The following is a 25,947-nucleotide window of genomic DNA, read 5'->3' as shown; positions in this document are numbered from 1 at the left end:
AATATAAAAAATGGTCCCGGAAAATTAATTTTCCGGGACCATTTTTTATATACAACCTCAGCGATTTCTAACAGCTAAAAGCCAACACCTAACCGCCAAAAGCTATTTTAAAATCTAAACCCGAATGAATAAACATCATAAGGAGCATCGATATACAAACCTTCAAACTGAACCATAGAATCAGATTTACCGGCAAGTGACGCTTCCAGTTCTTTTACAGATTTTACCGGTTTGCCATTTACTTTTGTAATGATAAAACCTTCTTCAACTCCTGTTCTGGCCAGTTTTCCACCATCGATCGAAAGAACTTTTACCCCGCCTTCCACTTTATAACGTGTAAGACGTTGTTTTTCCTGATCGCTGATATTACCAAACTGAGCTCCTAAAACGCTCATTACCACCGCAGATTCATCACGTTTTAAAGCTTCGGCACCACCTGTGCGGTTACGTAATGTAACACTCAAATCTTTTTCAGTACCATTACGGTTTACGGTCACAGTAACTTTATCACCAGGTTTGTGTAAACCAATTGACTGCTGCAATTCAGGAATTGAATGTGTATTCATTCCATCCACTTTCACAATTACGTCACCTTTCGTAACGCCACCGGCTTTGGCTGCACTATTTTCTGTGAAATCACGAACATATACACCGTCGTTCACTTTCACACCATATTCTTCAGCTTTACGGCTGTCGAGTTCGTCAAGGGATATCCCTAGATATCCGCGCTGAACATTACCAAACTTGATAAGGTCACCAGAAACTTTTTTCACAATACTTGAAGGAACTGCGAAAGCATATCCTGCAAAACTTCCCGTCGGACTCGCAATGGCTGTATTGATACCAATCAATTCACCTTTCAAATTTACCAATGCACCACCACTATTTCCTGGGTTAACAACCGCATCCGTTTGAATAAATGATTCCAAAGGAACATCTCCGGTTGTTGCCGAAGTAGGCATTGCATTACCGCGACGATTCTGAGATTGTCCAATTATTCCCAATCCACGTCCTTTTGCACTGATAATTCCGGCAGTAACTGTTGATTCCAGATTAAAGGGGTTACCAACTGCTACAACCCACTCTCCTACTTTTACTGCATCAGAGCTTCCAAAAGTGATAGCAGGAAGATTTTTTCCTTCAATCTTAATTACTGCAATATCTGTTGATGGGTCAGCTCCTACAACTTTCGCACGGAATTTACTTTTATTTGACAAAGTAACTTCCAGTTCCTGAGCACCTTCCACAACGTGGTTATTGGTAACAATATATCCGTCCGCAGAAATCACAACACCTGATCCCGAAGCCTCTGATGATTGTGGCCCACGAGAACCGCCGCCACCAAAATCATCCCCAAAGAAATCACGGAAAATATCAGGAATGTCACCCTGGCTGCCGCGTGATGATCTTGTCATCGTAGATTTAATATGCACTACTGTTGGCGTAGTTGCTTCTGCTGCGTATACAAAATCACCCGGAGCACCAGCAGGTGCGCCGGTCGAGGTGAAACGTGCCAGTGATTCGGAAGGAGATTCTTTAAAAATAACATCCTTATCACTATCTGAATTTAAAAGTTTAAAGCCTGCAAGAGTTGATGCGCTCGAAAGCAGCCCAACCAATACCAAAGCTTTCCAGTTTGTTTTCATTTCCATATGTTGGGGTTATAACTATATTGAACAAATAACGTAAACGAACCTGCAAACTATTCCCTTTCCTAAGCCTTTTAACATATTTTAACAAAGGTATGAATCTGAAAATTCACTGTAATATATTCACCGCCAATATTTAATTATTTATACAGCAAAAAAGGCGTTATTCGTGACAAATAACGCCTTTTCCGAAATTAAATTTTAAGCAATTTCAATTTCACGCAATGGTTTTTCAATTGCTTCTTCACGTTTTGGTAGTTCCACTTTTAAGATACCATCCGCGTAGGTTGCAGCAATTTTTTCACCGTCTACCGAATTTGGTAAGGTGAACGTCCTTTGGAAAGAACTATATTTAAATTCTCTGCGAGAATATGTTTCATTTGCTTCTTGCTCAGTTTGTTCTTTTTGAGCTGAAATTGTCAACTGATTTTTTTCCAAGTTCAATTTGAAATCAGATTTCTGAAGGCCTGGCGCTGCAACTTCAATTCTGAAACCTTCTTTGTTTTCAACGACATTAACTGCCGGAACGCTACCTGCATAAGCTGGTGCGAAAAATTCATTTAAAGCTTCTTTACCAAAAAATCCGTTGTACAATTTAGGATTAGCGAAGTGGGTTTTTACTAATGTGCTCATGGTTTTATAGGTTTTAATTTTTTGTGATTTAAAGTTTAAGTACCGTTGCGGTATGTGAAGGAATTTAAAACTTTTGTACCGATGAGAAAAAACGACGAGAACACAAGACAAAATGTCACTAAATTAGAAAAAATCAGAAATATAGTGTCAAAATGTCCGAAATTCTTATTTTAAGACAGAATTTCTGACAATATTTTCCTAATAATTGAAGATTAATTTGAAAGATCAGGATGGGTAGAATTCGTATTGGTCATGAAAACGGGATGCAGCAATTGCATAAACGCAATTGAAATTGTAGCAATGCAATTTATTATGTAGAGAGTTATTTCGATTCTGAAATATCGCAAGCAAAACCAAATCAGTGAATTAATTCAAGGAAGAGACTTACTTTTCATAAATCGACTAGAAGATCCTATTTCAATTCAAGCTGTTCACAAGCTCTTTCCGATGCAGATTGTTCCGCTTTCTTTTTAGTAAAACCATTACCAGTTGCAAACGGCTGCTCGTTGACTAAAATTTGGGAGATAAATTCACGGTGATGGCGGGTTCCTCTTTCTTCAAGAATTTCGAAGCGGATTTCCTTACCTTCCCGTTGTGCCCATTCGATGATAAGGCTTTTGAAGTTGATATTATTCTGGATGATATCGTCCAGATCGTAATGGGTCAGTAGCTTACTGATTATAAATTTCCGTGTAAAACGAAATCCTTTATCCAGATAAATTGCTCCTACAAATGCTTCCAGCGCATCACCATACATGGAAGATCTCGGCGACATACCGCGACGGTTTCCATCGTATTCGATCAAACGGTCTAAACCGAGCTTCCGGGAAATTTGATTAAGCGATTCACGATTAACAATCCGCGAGCGGATTTCAGTTAAAAAACCTTCGTCTTTGTAGGGATACTTAGTAAATAAAAATTCGGCAACAACCATTCCCAGCACCGCATCACCCAGATATTCAAGTCTTTCGTTAGATTCACGAAAACCTTTAATAGCTGTTTCACGGGAGGCCGATGTATGGCGGAATGCCAACTGGTAAACGCCTAGATTTGAAGGGCGGTCGCCAATTACATGCGCAATAGATTCCTTAAATTTCTTATCCTCGGGGCTCCCTGTTCTAAAAAGGGCGAGGATCGGTAAAAGAATTCGTTTTGCCAAAATCAATAAGTTAATTATTCCTCGAACCTCTTGAAAATAACGGAAGCATTATGACCGCCAAAACCAAAAGTATTACTTAGGGCTATATCGACCTTGCGTTTTTGTGCTGTATTAAAAGTAAGGTTCAATCGGGGATTAATCTCCGGATCATCCGTAAAATGGTTGATCGTAGGCGGAATAATCTGATCCTGGATCGCCATGATACACGCAGCTGCCTCAATTGCTCCCGCACCACCAAGCAAATGCCCGGTCATGGATTTGGTAGAACTGATGCTCATGTTGTAGGCATGCTCACCGAAGAATTTCTCGATTGCTTTAATTTCCTGCGGATCACCAATAGGTGTTGAAGTACCGTGGGTATTGATATAATCAATGTCTTCTGGCTGTAATCCTGCATTTTCAAGCGTATTTTTCATTACCATGTAGGCACCGCGACCTTCCGGATGCGGAGCAGTAATGTGGTATGCATCAGATGACATACCTCCACCAATCATTTCGGCATAAATCTTCGCGCCGCGAGCTTTGGCGTGCTCGTACTCTTCCAGAATCAATGCTGCACCACCCTCTCCTAAAACAAATCCGTCTCTGTCCTTGTCATAAGGACGTGACGCCGTCTCCGGTGAAGCGTTATTTTCTGATAATGCTTTCAAAGCATTAAATCCACCCACACCTGCATTCGTGATAGCCGCCTCGGAACCGCCTGAAATACATACATTCATCATACCCAGACGGATATAATTAAATGCATCGATCAAGGCATTGGTTGCGGAAGCACATGCTGAAACCGTAATGAAAGTTGGTCCACGAAAGCCATAACGAATGGAAAGAACTCCCGACGCGCTATCAGCAATCATTTTAGGGATAAAGAATGGATTGAAACGCGGATTTCTTCCGCCATCTGAGAAGTTCAGAACTTCGTCCTCAAATGTTTTCAAACCACCAATTCCCGAACCCCAAATTACACCGGCTTTGTCGAGATCAAGTGTATCTGCGTCAAAGCCGGCGTCCTTCATTGCTTCGTCAGTTGCAATTACGGCATACTGGGTAAATGGATCCATTTTACGAGCTTCCTGACGCGGAATGTAATCATGTATGTCCAGCCCTTTCACCTCACAGGCAAATCGGGTCCGAAACCGTTCGGCATCAAACCTTGTTATAGGCGCAGCACCGCTCACGCCTGCAACTAAATTCTTCCAATAGGTAGGAACATCATTTCCAATAGGCGTCAATGCGCCCATACCGGTAATTACAACTCGCTTAAAACTCATAAAATAGGGACAGAAAAAGAAGATGATACTGGAAAGGCGTAAAACTATTTTACGTTTTCTTCCAAATATGCAACAGCCTGACCAACTGTACCAATGTTCTCGGCTTGATCATCAGGAATAGAAAGATTGAATTCTTTCTCAAATTCCATAATCAACTCAACGGTATCTAGAGAGTCCGCTCCCAAGTCGTTCTGGAAGTTTGCTTCTGGCGTTACCTCCGACTCTTCTACGCCGAGTTTTTCGACGATAATTTGCTTAACTCTTTCTGCAATTGCTGACATTTTGTAAACACTTTTTGGTTAAAATCGCAACAAAGAAAGATATTCTACTTCACTTTGTCAACATTTTTTTAAAACCTGTAATAATACTATCCCAAAAGCAAGGGAAATAAAAGAAACAGAATATCAAATGCTTAACCATATAAGTTCCACGAATACAACGAATCACATAGAGAAGATTGCAGATAACCGTACCTTTACAGAACTTTATTAATTTTTGATTATTCGTATTATGTTGTCAATTCCGAAATTAAAAAACACTGATTCTCCCCAGTTTTTCCTTATGGCAGGCCCTTGTGCGATAGAGGGAAGAGATATGGCATTGCGTATTGCGGAACATATTGTTACTCTGACGGACAGGCTTAAAATACCTTATATTTTCAAAGGATCTTACCGTAAAGCCAACCGTACAAAAGTCGATTCTTTTACAGGAATTGGTGATGAAAAAGCTTTAAAAATTTTACAGGAAATCAGCCAGACCTTTGGTGTTCCGACCGTTACTGATATTCATGAATCACATGAAGCGGCTTTGGCGGCGGAATATGTGGATGTTTTGCAAATTCCGGCATTTTTATGTCGCCAAACCGAATTAATTGCAGCGGCTGCGCGTACCGGAAAAGCTGTAAATGTTAAAAAAGGCCAGTTTCTTTCAGGCGCTTCGATGAAATTTGCGGTTGAAAAAATAAATGAAACGAATCCGGACTGCCAGGTTTTACTGACTGATCGCGGCAATAGTTTTGGTTATGGTGAATTGATCGTGGATTATCGCAATCTTCCCGCCATGCGCGCTTTTGATGTTCCGGTTATTATGGATTGTACACATTCTTTGCAGCAGCCAAATCAGGAATCCGGCGTTACAGGCGGAAAGCCAAAATTGATCGAAACAATTGCCAAAGCAGCCATTGCAGTGGGTGCAGACGGGCTTTTTATCGAAACGCATTTTAACCCGGCAGAGGCGAAATCAGACGGAGCCAATATGTTGCCGCTCGATCAGCTTGAAGGATTATTGGAAAAATTAGTGCGGGTTAGAGAGTCCATTTTGTAATCATTGCTTTTTAAAATAAGATTGTGGTTAAGGCTGCAATCTTATTTTTATAAAAACTCTTTTATGAAAAAACAGTTTACACGTTGCATCTTTCTTGTAATTTTTATCTGTCAGGGGTTATTTTCAAATCAGGTATCTGCTCAGGCGATTGACTCGGTTTACCACGATACGCTGGTTCAGAAAAAAGAAGAAAAACTTTGGCAGTTTCGGCCTATTGAAGCCGTAGCACCGGTTTCGCTCGCGTTGGCAGCATTTGTTACGCAAGGATCGATAAGCAGGCACCTGCAATCTCATGTCGTAAGCGAATATCCTAACTTCAACACAAAAAATTTTGATAATTACCTCCACTATTTACCGGCTGTTGTCAGTTTAAGTCTGGGCGCATCCGGTGTGAAAGGAAAACATTCTTTTGGTGACCAGCTTATTCTTGCTCTTCTCTCCAATCTTGCTGCGCAAGGCGTTACCGGTAGTTTAAAATTGATATCGAAATATCCTCGTCCAAACGGAGAAGATAACCATTCTTTCCCCTCAGGACATACCAGCAACGCTTTTACGAGTGCCACAATACTGCATGAAGAATATGGGCAAAGAAGTGCTTGGTATAGCGTAGGGGGCTATACTGCCGCAACAACCGTTGGTACGATGCGAGTTCTTAAAAATAAACACTGGCTTGCGGACGTGCTGATGGGTGCGGGAATTGGTATTGCAGCTACAAAAGTCGTTTACATCAGCTATCCGTGGTTGAAACAGAAGGTTCGCCGAATCCGGAAGAAGTAAATAAAAATAATTTCTATTTCTAAATCCATGCTGACATAGGGTTGTCGGTAGGCGTCGTTTATTTTGCCTGAACAACAAACAAAATAAATGATTATGGAATTTAAGAAAATACATCCAATGCAGGTTTTATGTTTTGAAACAAAAACAAAACTTTCAGAAATTGGAGAATTTGTTCGCGTGGTTGCGCATAAGATGTATCAGGCAGCCGTCCAAAATGACCTTGAAATCACCGGACCGGTTTACTGGGTTTATGAAGGTATGGATGGAAATCCCGAAACGATTTTTTCACTGACAATTGCCCTGCCAATTTCGTTTAAAGAAAAACATCTTGAAAACTCAGATTTCAAACTAAAAAGCCTCCGTGCATTTCAATGTGTTTCGGAGCAGCATTTAGGGGATTGGAACAAGTTAGGCGAAACTTATGGATCATTAATTCCGACCATCGTTTCAGGAGGAATGAATATGAGTGGAGAAAATCGTGAAATTTATTTAAATATGGATTTTCAAAATCCGGAAGCTAATATTACTGAAATTCAAATAGGGATTACCGAGCATTAATATTCTATGTCTTACTGCGATTACGTCAACAACAATCCATCCGAACTTCCGGATTATCTTTTGCACAAACATTATCACGATCATCAATACGGCTTTCAGATTGATGACGATGATGAGCTTTTTGGCAGATTTATTCTGGAAATTAATCAGGCAGGATTAAGCTGGACATTGATGTTAAGAAAACAGGAAGGTTTTCGAAAAGCTTACAATCATTTCTCTATTGAAAAAATCGCAGCCTACACAGAAGAAGATCGGGAACGATTATTACTTGATCCGGGAATTATCCGTAATCGTTTGAAGATTAACGCAGCAATCGTTAATGCACAAAAAATTGTTTTTCTGAAACAGGTATACGGCTCTTTTAAAGGCTGGCTGGATGCGCATCATCCGTTAACGCTACCCGATTGGCTGAAATTATTTAAGAAGAATTTCAAATTTGTTGGTGGAGAAATTGTAAATGAATTTCTAATGAGCACCGGGTATTTGCCTGGTGCGCATAGTGTTGGGTGTCCGGTTTATTTGGAGGTTGGGAAAATTTAGTATAATCTAATCTTGATGACCATAATTCAACTCTTCATTTTTATCCCAAAAGGCTAGATACAAATCCTGGTAAGTACCTTTCTTGGAAAGCCATTGTGCTACAACCTGGATTGCTAATTCCAAATCTTCAAGGTATGCCATTCGTCCATCACTTCCCCTTATCCCTTTTTCATCCTTTTTAGCACCTCTGTTAATTAGAATATTCTTTTCGTCATAAATAATTCTCCTGACGAGCTCATTATCTTTTCCAGATGGCAGATTTTCCCTTAAAAGATTATTTAATCCTTTATAATACAGCTGAAATTTTGCTATTGGATCATCAATTTTCTGACCGATCAGTCTTTCTGCCTCATTTTCAATACGTACGCCTTCACTCAAATCCAATTGCAGCTGCTCCCCCTTCACTTCCTCCGCTTTCTGAAGTAATTCAAGCCGCTCGATATCCTCTTTTGTCAGGTCTCGTTTCTTAATTATTTTAGCCATTGAATTATTAAATAGTGAGTGACGACTTCGTTTTTAACGCTGCTTCTTCTAATGATTCGGTGTCCCAGTTATTGACAGTTAAGCCTCTTTTTACTTTTTCCATATCAGGAAAAAAGTCTTTAAAAGCAGCCCAATAATTATTTCCAATTTCAGATTGTCTAAATTGATATTGAGAATAAATTATCGAAGGGTGAACTTGACATTCAGATGCAAAATTTTTAACCATGAATGAGTTATGTATCATTGGCTCGATATATTGCAATTTTTCAGACGACAGCAAATACTCTCCGGCAAATTTATTTGCTTTATCTTCCTGGATTAGAAATAAATCGGGCTCCCCGGTAAGATGGTATTTTATGCGTTCCAACAACTCTAAATCGTACAAAACATGATGTAATTCATGAATTAACGAAAACCATATGGTTGCATAATTTTTGTTGAAATCAGTTATTACTATACAGGGCTTCGTGTTTACGATAAATGTTGCACCCCTTATCTGTGTTTTAGGTAATAAGGGTTGGAAGACAACTGTCACACCAACATTATACAAGGCTCTAAAAACTGTAATTAATCCTTTTTCTATATTTTGTGTATAAGGTTTGATTTTAGGAATTAGCTCGACTAAATCCTTTCTTGAATATTCATTCGGATTATTTATAAGCTCAAAGTATTTATAAGATGATTTGATCCAAAAATCTTTCATCTTATCACTAAACGACCTTTTGGTTCTACTATAAAGAACCCCATTCAAGTTATTCTCAAAGTCGAAAATAGTCTCGAATAGAAAAAACTTGCAGATACGATCCTTTAACGCTGACAGTGAAGATTCTTTTTCGAAAAAACCTAGATTAGATAAGGCCTTCAAGTCAAAGTATTTATTAATAAATGTTATTTCAATAGCTTCTTGTAATTCTCTGATTTCTTCGGAAGCCCTGTCTTTAAAATGATAAACTAAAATTTCATCAACACTAAGCTCCAAAAACTCGCTCAGTTTTAGCAAATGAATTATATCAGTTTGCTTTGATGATTTATCAAGTATACCATCCAGGCTTCTTCTTTGAATGCCGGAAAGCTTTTCGAACTGTGTTTTACTTAGACCAGCCTCATCCAATTTACTATTAAACAATTGTTTAACAGATTTTTCGACCAAAAAACTTCTATTTAGAATATCTCCTATCATAATGAGGTAAATTTACCTCAAAACTATAAATATAACTAATACTGTGGCCTTGGATGAGGTAAATTTACTTTTTATCTTTGATTTTCTTCCTCCCAAACCGCCAACGCCAGCTTAATCTGCCCATAATCATACTTCTCATTCAACATTTCAAAAAGAGGTTTCAGAGGCTCGTCGCGGCGGATACTTAATTCCTGTGCAGCCGTTACAATGATTTTGTAGACATTCGGATCTATTAATGCCTTCAAATTGATCTCATGGCCGTCTTCCTTTAATTTTACCAGATGAGAAATGATCGTTACCGGATTCAGGTCCCGTTTTTCTGCTATTACTTTTAAAGAATAACCCGCTTTAAATAACTCCCAGGTTTCAACGTAAGTCATTCCTTTGGCTACACGTGTTCCGGGTTTGGTATTTTCTCTCGCAAAATCTACGATTTCCTTAATAAAAGTTTCTCCATAATTCCGGTAACGCTCAGTACCAATCCCTGAAATCGCTTTCATTTGCGCTTCGGATACAGGTCTTTTCTGCGCCATTTCAGATAAAGTTGCATCGGTGAACACGACATAAGGCGGAACGCCCATACGATCTGCAATTTGTTTACGAAGCGTTCTTAAACGTTCAAACAATGCATCACGGATAATTTCCTGTTTCGGTTTTTCTCTTGGAAGCTGCGCTTCTTCTTTCGCTTTTCTTTCAGAAAGTGGGATAAATCTTACCAGTTCCACTTTCCTTTTTCCGTATAAAACCTGTTGGCTTGCAGGATTTAATTTGAAGGAATGTGCTTCATCATAAGCAATATCCATCACCCCGGAATTTAATAACTGGCTAATATATTCAGCCCATTCTTCCCCGCGCAGATCGTGACCTACGCCAAAAGTGGGTAATTTGTCATAACCATACTGCAAAACATTTTTATTCCGGCTTCCACGCAAAATGTCAATCAGCATACCCATTGCCACTTTTTCTTTTGTACGGGCAATTCCTGACAATGCTTTTTGCGCAATTACCGTCGCGTCGAAACGTGACCGTGGATTCCGGCAAACATCACAATTTCCACAATCATGATCTACGGCTTCGTTAAAATAACTTAGCAAAATCCTTCTCCGACAAATATCCGCTTCGGCATATTGCTTCATCCGGTTTAGTTTCGCGTTCAATAATTCTTTCTGTTCTTCGGACTGATCTGAATTGGCTATCATTTCCTGGCGGGTAATGATGTCCATATAACTATAAAACAAAACCGTATCAGAAGGCGATCCGTCGCGCCCTGCCCGGCCGATTTCCTGGTAAAAACTTTCTACGTTGGAAGGCAAATTATAATGGATAACCCAGCGGACATTGGATTTATCAATCCCCATTCCGAAAGCCACTGTTGCAACAATAATCTGGATATCGTCCCGAAGAAACTGTTCCTGAACTTTGGATCGTTTTTCGGAGGCTAGTCCGGCATGATAAAATTCAGCCTCAAATCCTGCTTTTTGTAAACTTGCCGTTACGGTTTCGGTACCTTTCCGGCTCAGACAATAAATTATTCCGGCCTGACCGTTATGTTTTTTTAGAAAGGTTTGAATTTGTTGAATCCTGCCTCTTCCCGGCAAAACATTCAAACTCAAATTCGGTCTGTCAAAACTGGCGACAAAAGTTTGTGCCTCTTCTATACCAATTTGTTTTAAAATATCACGGCGGGTTACCCGGTCGGCTGTGGCCGTCAATGCTATCACAGGGACTTCCGGGAAATATTTTTTTAACGCATTCAGCTGACGATATTCCGGACGAAAATCATGGCCCCAGGAAGAAATACAATGGGACTCGTCAATGGCGAAAAGAGAAACATTCCAATCCCGCAAAAACTCAAATGTATTTCCTGAAAATAACCGCTCAGGTGCAATATAAAGTAATTTTAATTCTCCGATTTTTGCCTGCCACATCACCTGATCCTGTTCTGCCGAAGAAAGTGAAGAATTCAGAAAAGCTGCATTAACGCCATTTACCCTGAGTGCCTCAACCTGATCTTTCATCAAAGCGATCAACGGAGAAATCACAACTGTCAAACCTTCACGCATGATGGCAGGGATCTGAAAACAAACCGATTTCCCTCCGCCAGTTGGCATCAGTACCAGACAATCTTTTCCGGCCATTACGGTATCAATAATTTCGGCCTGCTGTGGACGAAAAGTATCGTAGCCAAAATATTGTTTTAGAGCCTGTTCTTTATTTATAGACATGATGAAGTGGTTTCTAAGCGGTAAGCCAATATAAATTCGAGCTCAGGGATTATTCCTGCTGTCAAATCCGGGATGTATTTTATTATAAAACGAAAATATCCGCAAAAGTAACGATTCAAAACTGATACATGACCTGCGCTTTCAATTCACTCCGTTTTTTACCTTCAATCTCATTAAGTCCGGAACTGATCGTTTCCAGTTTTGAGTAACTCGTCCGAGACCATCGGAGCCAGAGTTTCATCTTTTGTGTCAATGGATAACGCAGCATCAGATAATGTCTCGTTCCCTGGTCATAGTAAGCAGGAAGTGAAAAAGCGTACAACATATCTTTTTCATAAACATATTGTCTGCTATCGTAATTGTCCGTTTTAAAAAAAGCAATTCGTCCGCTCAGTTCCAGTTTGGAAAGGCGGTAAGTGATATCCTGCACAATGGTAAATCCCGAAGATTTCGATTTTGCTTCATACCAGAAATCACCGCCCTGCAAGCGCGTACGAACTGAGAATTTTAACGGAATTTCATATTCAAAATTAATCATTGCAGTTCGCCGAATTGTTGTTAAGACCTGAGGTATCGGAAACGGAGAATCCGGCTCGTTATGCGCTTTGTGTTTTTCATGAAAAACAGCATACATATTTAGTTTTTTATTCGGTTTCCAAAGTGCATGCAGGAAATAATCAACTCCATCCGAAGGCGCGTTTATCTGATATTTCAGCCATGGAAAATAAAAACGGTCATAAAATCCACTGAATTGCCAGCGCCGGTTTGGCGAATAACGAAGTCCCCAGTATGCACCGGTTTCATTGATTGGACGTGTTGCTTCACTAATTGAACCACCATACAAGGAGTGAAAATTCCGGTCATAATGACGAAGTAATAATGTAAAATCGATCGTTCTTCCCAAACCTGCTATCAAGCCGCCGACTCCTCCAAGCCTGCCATTTTTAGACATGGCACCTTCTCCGAAGAAATGCATATTCTGCCAGCGATAATCTCCGTGGATTCCTATGACGGTATTTTGGTTTCCCTCAAATTCAAATTTATTATAGAGCTCATCCTTTTTATGTAAAGTTGCGCTGTAAAAAGTATTCAAAACCGTAAATCCAACCTGGCCGCGCTGGGATAACAATTTGTAAAGCGCATGAAAACCGACATTTTGCTCACCAATCGTTCCCTGGTTTTCACGCTCCATTTTTGTGCGGTGATAACCCGAAATTTGTAATGATGAAACCGTAAGTTCATCCTGAATAGTGGCATTGTTTTCCAGATTTCCATCACGTCTTGTGTAGGAATAAAATAATGTAACATCCAGTTGTTTTCTGACTGCATAAGTTGCAGCAAGACCTCTGAAAAAACCTGATTCTAAAACAGAAGTAAAAGGTCGTAATCCCAATGTGCTGCGATAAGTGGTCCTGATCACTTCCGAGCCTTTTCCCAAAGAAAATCCGCCAGACATGATCATACCTTGCCCGGCCTGCATTTGATAATCGCCGATGATCAGATTTTTTAGTTTTCCACGGTTCATGATCTGCGCATGAAAAGAAGAAAAATCAGCCCCAAAAATCTGTTTTTTCGGCTGCCAGCTTAAAACTTCGCCGGCATCATTTTCCATGACAAAACCAAAACTATATGAACCCGCCCGGGCATAACGATAACGGATATTTCCATATAAGGGTTTTCCCTGATAGCGGGAAGTTGAACGGCCAGACGTATCGATCGACGTAAATCCTTTTTGTTTTTCCAGTACACGGCCGGACCTTAACAATAAAAAATGCTGGGATGGATTTTGTAAGGATTCTCTAAAAGGCAAGGCTTTCGGTCTTACGATTACAAAAGGAATCAATTTTCTGATCGTAATCAGATCAAAATCCGGAACTGCCTGTAACTCATAAAGTGATAAAAATTGCCCCAGCTTCTGACGATAATCAAAAAATGATCTTATCTGAACTTCTGACAGAATCAGTGTTGCTGTTAATTCATCCGTGGTAACAGTATTCAGATCCAGTGGATTGGTATACAATTGAAATAATAATTCGTACAAACCTTCATTACTATTTTCTTCCGTAGCAATCGGTACAAGATCCTGAATAAACTGGTTGATATCAATTTCCGGACGTGGCGGTTCCTGAGCAGAAAGATTTTGGGCAAGAAAAAATATGCTAAAAAGTGCTAAAACACCTAACCGAAAAATCGCACATGAATGCCTGTATTGCGGCTTCATGTGCGATTTTTCTTTATCGTTCGTCATCCTTTACGGATTTGTTTAACAGGGTTAGAAAGCCTTCAAACTTAAATCCAGACTTTGAATCTGGTGTGTCAATGCGCCGCTGGAAATGGAATCAACGCCCGTTTCTGCTACTGCGCGTAAAGTTTTTTCAGTAATATTTCCGGAAGCTTCTGTTTCAAAACGGCCGTTAATCCGCTTCACAGCTTCACGCATATTTTCCAGTGAAAAATTGTCAAGCATAATAATATCGACTTGCCCAACACGTAAAACTTCATCTACCTCAGCCAGACTACGTGTTTCTATTTCAATTCTCAGATCTTTTCCCGTAGACTTCAGATAATTTCTTGCGTTGGTAATGGCCGCCTCAATGCCTCCGGCATAATCCACGTGATTATCTTTCAGCATGATCATATCATAAAGTCCCATTCTATGATTTACTGCTCCGCCAATTTTTGTCGCCATTTTTTCAAACAGACGGAAATTTGGCGTCGTTTTACGCGTATCCAGTAATTTCACCGGCAGATCACCAATGATATCAACCATTTCCCTCGCGTAAGTGGCAATACCACTCATGCGCTGCATAATGTTCAGCAGTAACCTTTCTGCCTTTAAAATCAGCTGCGCACTTGCTTCGATCGTCAGAACAATATCACCAACTTTTATCCGCGCTTCATCGTGAATTAACACTTCAACTTTCGCTTTTGGATGATTGTATAAAGTTGCCGTTTCTTCTAAAATAACAAGTGCCACTTCAACACCCGCCAAAATCCCTTCCTGTTTTACCAATAAACGCGCTTTTTTCATCGCACCAGCCGGGATGCTTGAAAGGGAAGAATGATCTCCGTCGCCGATATCTTCCAGCAATGCCAATTGAATTAAATCGCGTAATACGTGTGGGTTGGTTTCCATATTTTGAGAATGATCTGTATTGAAGAATTTAATAAAATCACAACAGAAATTACTCGTCATCTTCAATACTTTATGAATACGTTTTTTTAATAATGAAGTCACAAAAAATCAGAAGGTCTGATTCCGGTATGCCATATTGTAACGTATGGCGAATGAGAAAAGATTTGTTTTTTGAGCCACGTTCACGTCAACAGATTTCGTATTACGAATTAAGCAGCGACCGTCGAGAAATAAGTTGTGCGCAAGAGAATATGTTAAACGCAGGTCCGTAAAAGACGTTTTTGCAGAAATCCCCTGCCCTATTTTGTGTCCGTAATCATTATCACCCGGATTAACACCTGTTCTCGTATCATAATCTAAAAGAATATTGGCTCCATAATTTGTAAACGCACCTGTTGGATCCAAACCCTGTTCGGAGAAAGTTTGTGTTCCGTAGAATGAAAGTCTTGGCGTCGCCTTATACCTTATAATACCGATATATTCTTTAAAATTTGCGCCTAGCGGATGTGCCAGTGATTGGTTATAATGCACATAGTTTCTTCCTCCATCCTTATGTGCGTAAGTATAAGGCCTCACGATATTCGTTTCTAACTGCAAATCCAGATTAGGAATTCCGAAAGCATCAACCACCTTTCCGCCCAATTGGAAGCTATATTTATTCGTCCACGAGCCATCGCCATTGAACATATGTTTTGTTAAAAACTCGTCCAAAACAAACTGGCTGTAAATGGAAGCTTTTTTACCAACAAGCCATTTGAAATCAAAACCAAGCAAGGCATTGTCCTCGCTTCCGATATAAGATTCGACATAACGGTAAAAAATAATTGGATTGAGGTAATTAAGATCATAACCGCCGCTTGTGGAATCGCGACTGAAAACTTCGGCTTCAAAAACGCCAACGTTAATTTTATCTGTTAAATTAATACTTAAATGGTGAACTGCTGAAAACTTTTTAGACCTTAAAAGACCTTTGCTTTCCTGCTCGTTGACCATACTTGTCCATAAATTGGTATACTTGAAACGGCCCAGTTGGGTATCAATCCGAAAGAACAGATACGGACTGCTGTTGTCCGATAGAAGTAATGAGCGGTAACCACTGCCAAAAACATTAACATCCTGACCAAATTTCACATTGATGCTTTTCAGTGGGCGAAAAGTGATATACCCCCTTGCAGAAAGAAAGTCAACTCCTTTTTCATTCTGGATTTTTTTGGCGAGACCTTCACCGGGGAAATTATATCTGGTCGTATAATCCGTCACATATTTTGGAAATACGCCCTGATTATCAGCAACAAATGTGTAAAACCCTAGCTTTTCATTGATCATACCGCGAATTTCAATTCCACGTCCCGTCAGCCAGAGCGGAGAGCTCACATTGTTATCATTTCCAATAAAATTGTTTGTTGTAAAATTTAAATGCAGATCAAAATCTTTGTCGTGATAGCTGTAAAAATCCGCAGTATGCTCCCAAAATTTACGTTGCCCGGTACTTTTTCTACCTTTAAAAAGCTTAAATTTATTTCCCGGATCCAGACGAGAAAGCCTGGCGTATCTTGCAGAATCTGTCGCAGCAAAACCTGTGGTAAATTCCCAGCTATCTTCTCTCAGATAGTCAATGGTTTCCCAGTCGCGCTCTGTCAGTGATATATTTCCTTCTTTTAATATAGAATCCGTCAACTGAACGATTGCCTTTCTCTCAAATGGTTTTACATTTGAATGAAATCCCTCGGAAAATTTTCCTCTTTTGATTTCCAGCCGATCGATAAGATGATAATAATCGTCATTTAAGGGAACAAAGCTACTTTGTGCCTGAGCATAAGATGACGTAATTAGTATAAAAAAAGCATATATTAAGAACTTGTCGAAGCGTTGGTTCATAGATAATAGATTCTATTATGCAGGTAAAGTTGGTTTTGTACCAAGTATTTGGATCGAAAGTGTCAAATTTCGTCAATCAAATTGTAATATCTTATATCGAACAGGTTAAATAAGAGCAAAGTTATGTTTTTACTGTCCCAGAAGCCTTCCATTGTTGATCATTTCATTGCTGAATTACGCGATGTTGAGTGCCAGAAAGACCGAATGAGGTTTCGCCGTAACATTGAACGGGTAGGAGAATTACTTGCCTATGAAATTTCAAAATCTCTTACCTACCGTTCGGAATTTGTAGAAACCCCACTAGGAAAAGCACCATCCAGGTCTCTTCTTCAGCCGGTTGTTCTTGCCACGATTCTGCGCGCCGGCTTGCCCCTTCATCAAGGATTTCTCAATATTTTTGATCAGGCTGATAATGCATTTGTTGGTGCATACCGTGGACATAATCTCAAAGATGATGAATTTGAAGTAGAAATGGACTATATCACCAGTCCTGACCTGAGCGGTAAAACATTGATACTTATTGATCCGATGCTTGCCACCGGGCGTTCGCTTGAAAAAGTATATCACGCGCTTTTACGTTTCGGGATACCTGCCCAAACACATATTGCTTCTGTTATTGCAAGTCCGGAAGGCGTTGATTTTCTTCACAAACGTGTTCCGCAATGTAGATTATGGGTTGGCGCCCTGGATGAACGATTGAACGAACAATATTATATTGTGCCAGGTCTGGGCGATGCGGGTGACCTTGCGTTTGGCTCGAAATAAAATTAACTTCAGCTGTCGGCGATCGGCTGTCAGACTGCCGGATTGAAATTAAATAGTCAGCTATCGACATTTCGCCGAATGCCGATAGCTGACTGCCGTTAGCCAATTTATCAATTCAACAGTTCATCAAAAGTAATTGAAACGTAATACATCGCGCCAACAGAAGGATTTGCCCAGCCGGTTGTGTAAAGTTTTCCGGTAAGATTTGTTCCTCCCACTTTAATGATTGATTTAATTGAAGAAACCTTCCTGCTGATCTGCGCATCCAACGTGGAGTATGCCGGAATAACCGTTTTCCGTTGGACATTTGCAGCTACACTGGCAACGGTTGCTTGCCAAACCATACTCGTCTGATGACGGAATGTTACGCCAAAACCCCAGCCGCTTCTTTTGATATCACGGTTCGAAAAGCCAAGATTGAAACGATATTTCGGTGAGTTAAAAAAAGTTACAAATGAAGGGTCGTTTCTTTGCAGTTCGTCATCGTTATTCAGAATGTTGCTTGTTAGATTTCCATTAAAAGTATAACCCTTGCCCAACACATAATCCAGACCCACTCCCCAGCCAGAATTTTTCACGGTTTGTGCCGAGTTGACAGGCATACTATACGTATTTCTTTTTGAAGGATCCAGTAAATCTGTGATCGGTCCATTCGGATCCTTTCGTTGTAATAGCACTGTCACACCGTCAAAAGTGATAAATCGGTTATAGTAATAAAAAGCATCAATATATAGTTTATTAGCTACAACGCCCTTATATCCAACTTCATAAGTTTCCACACGTTCAGGTTGCCATTCACGAAATTGGTAAGGTTTTAAACTTCCGTCCGCCAAAGATTGCTGCGTGATGGCCGTTTGCTCAAAAACGGCATTGGTTTCCATATTATATTTTTGACGGAACAATGGCAAACCGCCAACCAGACGGACATTCGGTGTGAGTAGATTGATATACTGATTCTGCGTAGTCGGGATTCTAAAACCGCGCTGGAACGAGGCCCGGAAATTATGATCTTTCGCAACAGTATATACCCCTGAAATTCGCGGACTGAATTGCCCTTTGAAATTCATGTTTTTATCATAACGAATAGATGCTGTCAGCTTAAAAACATCAGCGAAGGTTTTTGACGCTTGCGCATAAGCACCATATTCTCTGATATTAAATTCCCTGCCGGTCGGCGTTCCGTCCTGCGTTTCAAACAATGTTCCTTCTGAATTGAGATCATAAATTCGATAATTTGCCCCTGCAATTAATTCAATTGTTTTAGGATCAATCAGTTTAGTGAAATTATACATAAACTCTCCATGATACAGGTTCGATTTATCAAGGAATTTTGCGCCGCTTGGAATTGGTTTTGTCTTGATATCATCCAGCGTGGACTGAAAATTTGTTCCGCCGGGCAGATACATCTGGTTCGCGGTGTTGATTCCAGGTGCCAGGGCATTGTTCATCCATTGTGTATTATTTGCACCCGCGTAAGCATTTGCTGCCGCAGCCGCAGCCTGGATTGCCTGCGCCGGAGCCATACCACCAGCCAACCCAGCCTGATAGGCTTGCAATAATGCTCCACCATACTGTGTCAAAGCTGTTCCCAAAAACGAAGGAAGCCCGGCCCCAAGTGCCGTCTGGAGATAAGTCTGGCTTGCCAAACTACCCAATACACCCAGCGCATGCGCATCGCCCGAATTTTCTCTGGTCATGTAAGCACGAACAAAAAAGTTGCTTCCCTTGACCTCCGCCTTATACTGACCAATGGAGAAATTTTGAATATTATACCGATCGGCAGCGGTATACACGGCCGAACCTCTCCCCCAGTTTGCCTGTAAAATTGCTTCAACGTTGTCATTCAAACGATAATGAAGCGAAGCATTTAATTTCAGACTTTTTGCCGGATAATTGGTCAAAGAATTTTCCGCATATCCCGGCGCACTTAAATAATATTGTGGAACTACCTGTCTAAAAATGGATCGGGCGGCTTCCAGTTGCTGCTGAGGAGTTTGCGCGCCCAGCAACTGTGGAAGTGTCAGATTTCCTGCCTGTGGAATCTGTGTCGAATAAATCGCTCCGAGCGCAGCGGATGTGCCATTAGTTCCGTCACCCGGCATTCCATTTGCGTACATGACATTATAAACATTTGCACCAACATCCCCGAACCAGTTCACTCCGTCGTAAGTTGGGTTATTAAGTATGTTATTATTGTTATTTTCTAACGTAGTATTATTAGTGAAACTCTGGTCTCGGTAATCAGTTGCCTGCCAGTCCTTCGCAGTCAGATATGACGCGTTAATTTTAAAGGCAAGTCGGTTGTTGAAAGCCTTGGCATATCGAATTCCGAAATCATAAAAGGGCGTATTTTCCTTTGCGCGATTTGAAGCACTCATGATACCTGTTTTTCCATAAGCACTAAGTCCCTGAAACGTGAAAGGAGATTTACTATTCATCAGAATTATCCCATTGATCGCATTAGGACCATATAAGGCAGAAGCTGCGCCTGGCAGAATCTCGACACTCTCAACGTCAAGCTCCGGTATGCCGGCGACATTACCGACAGAAAAATTCAGACCCGGAGCCTGGTTGTCCATGCCATCGATCAGCTGCACTACACGGGTATTTCCATTGGCACCAAATCCACGTGTGCTCACCGACTTGAAAGTCAGCGATTGCGTGCTCATCTCTATCCCTTTCAAATTTTGCAAAGCATCGTAAAATGAAGCCTGCGGCGTCTCACGAATGGTTCGGATATCAATTTTTTCAATGGAAACCGGAGATTTCATGACACTTTCCTCCACGCGTGAAGCTGAAACAATAAGTTCCTTACCAAGAACAACTTGCTCAACCAGCTTGACATCAACATGTGATAATCCTCCGGTTACATTAACTTCCTGTGTCTCAAAACCAACAGATGATACTACGAGCGTGAAAGGCGGAGCGGATGTTACAACCAGATTAAAGTTTCCGTTTGCATCGGTAACTGTCCCGATCACTTTCCCTTTTACCTGAATACTAACTCCGATTAATGGGTCGCTTGTCGATGCTTCTACAACTTTTCCTCCAATGCTGGTTTGAGAAAAAGCTTGTGTACAGCAGAGCAACCACAACATGACAAAGCATGATGCTTTTTGAGTAAATATACTGTTCATAAATTAAAGTGGGTTATTCGTTTGTTGTTGTAGCAAGTTATAAGATTTTAACATATCACAATAACTTTTATTCTATTTTTTCTTAAATTATCAATAAATATTTCTTTCCTTTATAGAGTCAACTAAGAAAAATACAAGACCTTTTTATAGGATATAAATTAACCAATAATCAGTTCTATAAATTTTTCGAAATATTTTGATACTGATATCCGAGAATGGGTATGGCAATTTTTGGTCGATAACACAAAACTATTTTAGAAATCAATTCTTAATTTGTTATGGTTGGCAAGATGACTGGTTTATCCTTAGCTTTACCGCACGTAAAAACTATTAATTTACACTTCTACAATGCACAATACATTTGTAATAATAATGGCAGGAGGAGTTGGAACGCGTTTCTGGCCATTTAGTCGAACTGATTTTCCAAAACAATTTCATGACGTCCTGGGAACCGGAAAAACCCTTCTTCAACAGACCGTGGAAAGATTTGACGGCGTGTGCCCTCCCGAAAATATATATATCGTAAGTAGTCAGGAATACAAGGAAATTATCAGGCAGCAGGTACCGATGTTGTCAGATGATCAGATTCTTCTTGAACCACATCGCCGAAATACTGCTCCATGCATCGCTTACGCGTGTTACAAAATTGCTTCACAACATCCTGATGCAAACATTGTTATAGCTCCGGCCGACCATATTATTTTAAAAGAAGAAACATTTAAGGACACAATTCGTATCGCACTTGGCGCAACCAGAAATGAGGATATTCTGGTGACATTGGGCATTCAGCCAACACGGCCGGATACGGGATATGGATACATCCAGTATATACCTGATAAACTGACCGTTAAGAAGGTAAAATCATTTACTGAAAAACCTCATCTTGAATTAGCAGAACAGTTCCTTGACAGCGGCGACTTTGTGTGGAACGCCGGTATTTTTGTCTGGAATGTTCGTGCCTTCAAACGTGCGATAAATGAATACCAGCCAGATATTGCTGAAATTTTTGAACGGGGAAATCCGCATTATTACCGCGAATCCGAGGAATCTTTCATACAAATGGCATATTCACAATGCGGAAGTATTTCCATTGATAATGGTATCATGGAAAAAGCAGATAATGTGCATGTTGTGTTAAGCAGTTTCGGCTGGTCTGATCTTGGAACATGGAAATCTTTATATGAAGTATCGCCGAAGGACGAGTTTCAAAATGTTACGGAAGGAAACTTAATTCTGCACAATACAACAGATTGTATTATCAAAACGCCTCAGGAAAAACTGGTTGTAATTAACGGCCTCGACGGATTTATCGTGGCTGAATACGACGGCGTGTTATTGATCTGTAAAAAAGAGGAAGAGCAAAAGGTTAAAGAGTTTGTTGCGCAGGCCAAAGAATTACATGTGAAGTACGTTTAGTGTTTTATAAACATTACAAAAAAGGTGGTCTTCCGATCACCTTTTTTGTTTTTGAATTCTTAATAAATTATTTCGCAATATATTTTGCGGAGTTAAAATAATATTATTTTAAGATTTTACTAGATTCGTTTATAATTTCTAAATCTTCACAACGAACTTTTTCATGATCAGATCAAGAATTGGCATTTTGTTGCTTTGCCTGACCAGTACGTTTATTTTAAATAACTGTTCAAAAAAAGTGCTTTCTGAGGAGCGACTGGCAGATCTGGTTTCTGATTCGGAAAGTATTACAGGCAAAAGCAGTTATATCAATTCTCCATTTCTTACAGCCGGCGACCGCGTGTATATGGTTGGTCATCAAAACGGGACTTTCCCGGATCTTGGCTGGCACGTTGCTGGCGAAATGGGCGGAATCTGGGATCATCCCATTAAACTGCTGGACGGATTTACGGCGTCAATAACTATTGATAATCAATCCATTTGCCTGAACAAAGCAGATACTTTTGTTAATTATCCTTATGCCAACAAACACATTTTCACTTCTAGCCTGAAAGATATTAAGGCGGAACGTTTTCAATTTGTTCCTGACGGAAAAGAGGCCGTCGTCATAGAATATACATTTACAAATACCAGCAGCGAAGATAAGTTACTGACCTTTGATTTTAACGCTTACACAGATTTACGTCCGGTTTGGCTTGGCGAAAAAACCAATATGGTGGATGCCGGCGACTTTGCTTCCTGGGACGAAAATTCAAAAAGCTGGATTGCAAAAGATAGTTTGAATGAATGGTATGTAACATTTGGTTCGGAAATTGTTGCGCAGAAACATCAGCAAAATCAAAAATCATGTGACTACAAGCCACAGGGGAAAGGTTGCCAGGCGTCTTTGATTTATGAAATTTCCATTAAACCGAATGCAAGCAAAAGCATATCCATCGTCGTCGCTGGTTCTTATAAGTCAGAATCCAATGCTAAGGAGACTTTTGCTTCTGTTAAACAAAATGCGTCGAAATTATTAAAAGAGAAAAAGGAGCGATATGCCGGGTTGGCAGAAAAGACAAAACTTACAATTCCTTATAAAGATCTGGAGCAAGCCTTTCGCTGGGTTAAGTACAATACGGACTGGCTGGTCAGAGACGTACCCGAAGTGGGTCGCGGATTATCCGCCGGGGCGCCGGATTATCCATGGTGGTTTGGTGTGGATAGTGAATATTCTTTACAAGGATTAATTACTACGGGCAGAAAGGATTTGGTATATCAATCAATCGATAACATTTTCAGGATGTCAGAAAAAGCGAATGGAAATGGCCGGATTGTGCATGAAGTTTCTACGAATGGTGTCGTTTTTAATCCTGGAAATGTCAACGAGACACCGCAGTTTGCAATCCTGATTTGGACTGTATATCGTTGGACCGGTGATAAGGAATTTCTGAAAAAATACTATCCAACGATCAAAAAAGGCCTTGAATGGTTGTTAAAAGAAAATGACAAAGATGGAAATCTGCTGCCGGACGGATTTGGTATGATGGAAATTCACGGCATGAACAGTGAGATGATCGATGTTGCCGCCTATACCCAAAAAGCATTTTCAGTCGCTTCAGAAATGGCGGAAGAAATGGGTGAAAATCAGTTGGCCGAAAAATATAAAAATATCTCCGGGCAAATTCGACAAAAAATCAATACCGATTTTTGGGTAGCGGACAATACCTCATTTGCCGACTTTATTGGCACAACAAAACAAGCCATTCACCTGATCGATGACGCCATTGTCCGGGCTGATACTTTGAAAAAACCCTGGGCTGTTGAAGAACTTCGTGCGAGCAAAAACCGATTATTAAAATTACCCGGAGATAAAAAACAGGGTTTTGTAGTACACCATAACTGGGTCGTTAATACGCCGATGGAAATGGGTATAGCTGATTCTGCAAAAGCAATCGCAGCGTTGAAAACGGCTGCTAAATTCGTAAATCCTTTCGGGGTGTTTGTCACGGGAATTGACCGTGACGAATCCGCAGGAAAAGATGAAAGTTCGGCTGCCGTGAATAAGAAGGTTTTTAATTATACCGGTGCAGTTATGACATTGCCAACGGGTGTTTTAGCAATTTCAGAAAATAATTATGGAAGACCAGACGAAGCCTTAAATTATTTAAAACGCATGACAAAATCTTTCAGTTATGCACTTCCGGGATCTATCTACGAAGTTTCTCCGGATTATGGAATGATGTCGCAGGCCTGGAATATTTATAGTTATGCTGTCCCGATCGTGACTCAGTTTTTCGGTATCAATCCAATTGCTTCGGCAAAAACAACCCATATCAACCCTCAAATGCCATCAAATTGGCATAATGCTAATCTGGAAAACGTGGTGATTGGTGATAATGAAATTGATATGACATACAGACAAACCAGCTCTTCCGTTCATCTTGATTTTTCGCAGACGAAGGAAAACTGGAAACTTTTAATTTCTTTCCCGAGGAATAAATACAAAAAATGGATAGTTAACGGAAAAGAGATGGAGCCAAAGGCAGATGGGCAGTCTGACTTAATAGAAGTTTCAGGAAAGGCAATTTCACTTCAACTAGAAAAACATTTCTGAAATTTTGTTCCCAACTTTAAAAACGCTGATTAAAGATATTAACGTTCAATCTCAAAAAACCGGACATCTGCCTTCACCTTTTCCAGAATCTTTTGAGACCGTTCCGGCCTGGCGTCCGTGATGAAAACCTGTCCTAGAAATCCGTCGTCCACTAATTCGATCAGTTTATTTATTCGCAGGTCATCCAGTTTATCAAAAATATCGTCCAGAAGTAAAATCGGTGTTTTCTCCTTTTCAATTTTTAACAACTCAAACTGAGCAAGTTTCAAGGCAATAACGAAAGATTTTTGCTGTCCCTGCGATCCGAATTTTTTCAACGTTATTCCGTCGATTTCAAAAACATATTCATCCTTATGCACCCCTTTTCCGGTGCGTTGCGCATGCAGATCCTTAGAACGGTTTTTACGAAATTCAGATGGAAAATCTGCTGATGAGACTTCACTTTCATACAACACATCTACCTGTTCTTTCCCGCTGCTCAGAAACTGATAATATTTCCTGAACAAAGGAAGAAAGCGATCCATGAATGAACGGCGATGTTCATAAATTCTGAGCGCGAGAATAATTAACGGCTCATTGTAAGTATCTAGCAAATCTTCATCAAGATAATTTCTTTCACCAAAAAGTTTTAACAAACCGTTTCGCTGGGTTAAAATCTTGTTGTACTGTAAAAAATCATTTAAATATTCCGGTGTTGCCTGCGCGAGTACGCCGTCAAAAAATCTTCGGCGTTCTTCACTCCCATCGCGGATCAGATCTGTATCATTTGGCGCTATAAGAACCAATGGAAAAAGTCCGATATGATCGCTTAGTCTGTCGTAATTTTTCTTGTCGGCCATAAAAACTTTTCGCTGACCGCGCTGAAAACTGCATGTAATCTGAATATTTTTGTCAGAATCATTAAAAATTCCGTCCAGCAAAAAAAAATCCTGCGCATGACGAATGCCTAATGCATCCTGGTTATGAAATGCACTTTTTGTAAGTGTCAGGAAGTAAATGGCGTCTAAAAGGTTTGTTTTACCACTTCCGTTTTCTCCGACAAGACAATTTACACGCTCTCCAAACGTAAAACCTCTCTCTTCATAGCTCTTAAAGTACGTAAGGTGGAGCTTTTCTAACCACATGAAACTTCTTTGTTATATAGTTTATGCTTATTTTCGCAAATCATTTGCGTCGTCACCGGCAAAAACAGATCTTGTTCAAACCACTAACTTTAAGACAAAG

20 protein-coding genes are annotated in these 25,947 nt (G+C 40.1%); 7 read left to right on the top strand and 13 right to left on the bottom strand.

Features of this window, described 5'->3' with window-relative positions:
• Positions 1–107: 107 nt before the first annotated feature.
• From L0657_RS17835 to L0657_RS17815, 5 genes are all read right to left on the bottom strand, one after another.
• A complete protein-coding gene (locus L0657_RS17835; RefSeq protein ID WP_234650835.1) occupies positions 108–1,646 on the bottom strand; it encodes a Do family serine endopeptidase in 1,539 nt (512 codons plus the stop codon).
• Between the two features lie 204 nt (positions 1,647–1,850).
• The gene (locus L0657_RS17830) at positions 1,851–2,282 is read right to left on the bottom strand and encodes an Hsp20/alpha crystallin family protein (protein ID WP_234650723.1); all 432 of its coding nucleotides are present in this window, start codon (positions 2,280–2,282) and stop codon (positions 1,851–1,853) included.
• A 412-nt stretch (positions 2,283–2,694) separates the two neighbouring features.
• The gene (rnc, locus tag L0657_RS17825; RefSeq protein WP_234650721.1) at positions 2,695–3,441 is read right to left on the bottom strand and encodes a ribonuclease III; all 747 of its coding nucleotides are present in this window, start codon (positions 3,439–3,441) and stop codon (positions 2,695–2,697) included.
• 14 nt (positions 3,442–3,455) lie between these two features.
• On the bottom strand, positions 3,456–4,709 hold the full coding sequence (fabF, locus tag L0657_RS17820) for a beta-ketoacyl-ACP synthase II (RefSeq protein ID WP_234650720.1): 1,254 nt from the start codon (positions 4,707–4,709) through the stop codon (positions 3,456–3,458).
• Between the two features lie 44 nt (positions 4,710–4,753).
• Complete coding sequence (locus L0657_RS17815) at positions 4,754–4,990, bottom strand: acyl carrier protein (protein WP_015813362.1); 237 nt, start codon at positions 4,988–4,990, stop codon at positions 4,754–4,756.
• A 229-nt stretch (positions 4,991–5,219) separates the two neighbouring features.
• Between L0657_RS17815 and kdsA the strand changes: the two genes are divergently transcribed.
• From kdsA to L0657_RS17795, 4 genes are all read left to right on the top strand, one after another.
• The gene (gene kdsA, locus L0657_RS17810) at positions 5,220–6,032 is read left to right on the top strand and encodes a 3-deoxy-8-phosphooctulonate synthase (protein ID WP_235152108.1); all 813 of its coding nucleotides are present in this window, start codon (positions 5,220–5,222) and stop codon (positions 6,030–6,032) included.
• A gap of 63 nt (positions 6,033–6,095) precedes the next feature.
• Positions 6,096–6,809 carry a phosphatase PAP2 family protein gene (locus tag L0657_RS17805; RefSeq protein ID WP_235152107.1) on the top strand — a complete coding sequence of 238 codons (714 nt, stop codon included), beginning with the start codon at positions 6,096–6,098 and terminating at the stop codon, positions 6,807–6,809.
• Between the two features lie 93 nt (positions 6,810–6,902).
• Positions 6,903–7,367: a GyrI-like domain-containing protein gene (locus L0657_RS17800; protein ID WP_235152106.1), complete on the top strand. Its 465-nt coding sequence runs from the start codon at positions 6,903–6,905 to the stop codon at positions 7,365–7,367.
• A 6-nt stretch (positions 7,368–7,373) separates the two neighbouring features.
• Positions 7,374–7,907: a DNA-3-methyladenine glycosylase I gene (locus L0657_RS17795; protein WP_235152105.1), complete on the top strand. Its 534-nt coding sequence runs from the start codon at positions 7,374–7,376 to the stop codon at positions 7,905–7,907.
• 6 nt (positions 7,908–7,913) lie between these two features.
• Here the strand turns inward: L0657_RS17795 and L0657_RS17790 are convergent, their stop codons facing one another.
• The 6 genes from L0657_RS17790 to L0657_RS17765 all read right to left on the bottom strand — a co-directional run bounded on the left by L0657_RS17790 (position 7,914) and on the right by L0657_RS17765 (position 16,809).
• The gene (locus L0657_RS17790) at positions 7,914–8,390 is read right to left on the bottom strand and encodes a hypothetical protein (protein ID WP_235152104.1); all 477 of its coding nucleotides are present in this window, start codon (positions 8,388–8,390) and stop codon (positions 7,914–7,916) included.
• A 7-nt stretch (positions 8,391–8,397) separates the two neighbouring features.
• Positions 8,398–9,570: a helix-turn-helix transcriptional regulator gene (locus L0657_RS17785; protein ID WP_235152103.1), complete on the bottom strand. Its 1,173-nt coding sequence runs from the start codon at positions 9,568–9,570 to the stop codon at positions 8,398–8,400.
• A gap of 71 nt (positions 9,571–9,641) precedes the next feature.
• Positions 9,642–11,795: a DNA helicase RecQ gene (gene recQ / locus L0657_RS17780; RefSeq protein WP_235152102.1), complete on the bottom strand. Its 2,154-nt coding sequence runs from the start codon at positions 11,793–11,795 to the stop codon at positions 9,642–9,644.
• 115 nt (positions 11,796–11,910) lie between these two features.
• Positions 11,911–14,043, bottom strand: coding sequence for a helix-hairpin-helix domain-containing protein (locus L0657_RS17775; protein ID WP_235152101.1), 2,133 nt, complete (start codon positions 14,041–14,043; stop codon positions 11,911–11,913).
• Positions 14,044–14,067: 24 nt separating this feature from the next.
• Positions 14,068–14,931, bottom strand: coding sequence for a carboxylating nicotinate-nucleotide diphosphorylase (nadC, locus tag L0657_RS17770; RefSeq protein WP_235152100.1), 864 nt, complete (start codon positions 14,929–14,931; stop codon positions 14,068–14,070).
• 108 nt (positions 14,932–15,039) lie between these two features.
• Complete coding sequence (locus L0657_RS17765) at positions 15,040–16,809, bottom strand: hypothetical protein (RefSeq protein WP_235152099.1); 1,770 nt, start codon at positions 16,807–16,809, stop codon at positions 15,040–15,042.
• 123 nt (positions 16,810–16,932) lie between these two features.
• Between L0657_RS17765 and upp the strand changes: the two genes are divergently transcribed.
• Positions 16,933–17,574, top strand: a complete 642-nt coding sequence (gene upp, locus L0657_RS17760; protein ID WP_235152098.1) for a uracil phosphoribosyltransferase — start codon at positions 16,933–16,935, stop codon at positions 17,572–17,574.
• Between the two features lie 110 nt (positions 17,575–17,684).
• Here the strand turns inward: upp and L0657_RS17755 are convergent, their stop codons facing one another.
• Positions 17,685–20,711, bottom strand: a complete 3,027-nt coding sequence (locus L0657_RS17755; RefSeq protein WP_235152097.1) for a TonB-dependent receptor — start codon at positions 20,709–20,711, stop codon at positions 17,685–17,687.
• A gap of 348 nt (positions 20,712–21,059) precedes the next feature.
• Here L0657_RS17755 and L0657_RS17750 point away from each other — a divergent pair, with 348 nt between their 5' ends.
• Complete coding sequence (locus tag L0657_RS17750) at positions 21,060–22,127, top strand: mannose-1-phosphate guanylyltransferase (protein WP_235152096.1); 1,068 nt, start codon at positions 21,060–21,062, stop codon at positions 22,125–22,127.
• Between the two features lie 163 nt (positions 22,128–22,290).
• Complete coding sequence (locus L0657_RS17745; RefSeq protein ID WP_235152095.1) at positions 22,291–24,723, top strand: glycogen debranching protein; 2,433 nt, start codon at positions 22,291–22,293, stop codon at positions 24,721–24,723.
• 38 nt (positions 24,724–24,761) lie between these two features.
• Here L0657_RS17745 and recF read toward each other — a convergent pair whose 3' ends face one another.
• On the bottom strand, positions 24,762–25,847 hold the full coding sequence (gene recF, locus L0657_RS17740; RefSeq protein WP_235152094.1) for a DNA replication/repair protein RecF: 1,086 nt from the start codon (positions 25,845–25,847) through the stop codon (positions 24,762–24,764).
• Positions 25,848–25,947 lie beyond the last annotated feature (100 nt).

It is taken from the genome of Dyadobacter sp. CY345, assembly GCF_021502725.1.
Classification (GTDB): Bacteria; Bacteroidota; Bacteroidia; order Cytophagales; family Spirosomataceae; genus Dyadobacter.
The sequence above is the reverse complement of the archived record's forward strand: the minus strand, read 5'-3'. Positions and strand labels throughout refer to the sequence as shown.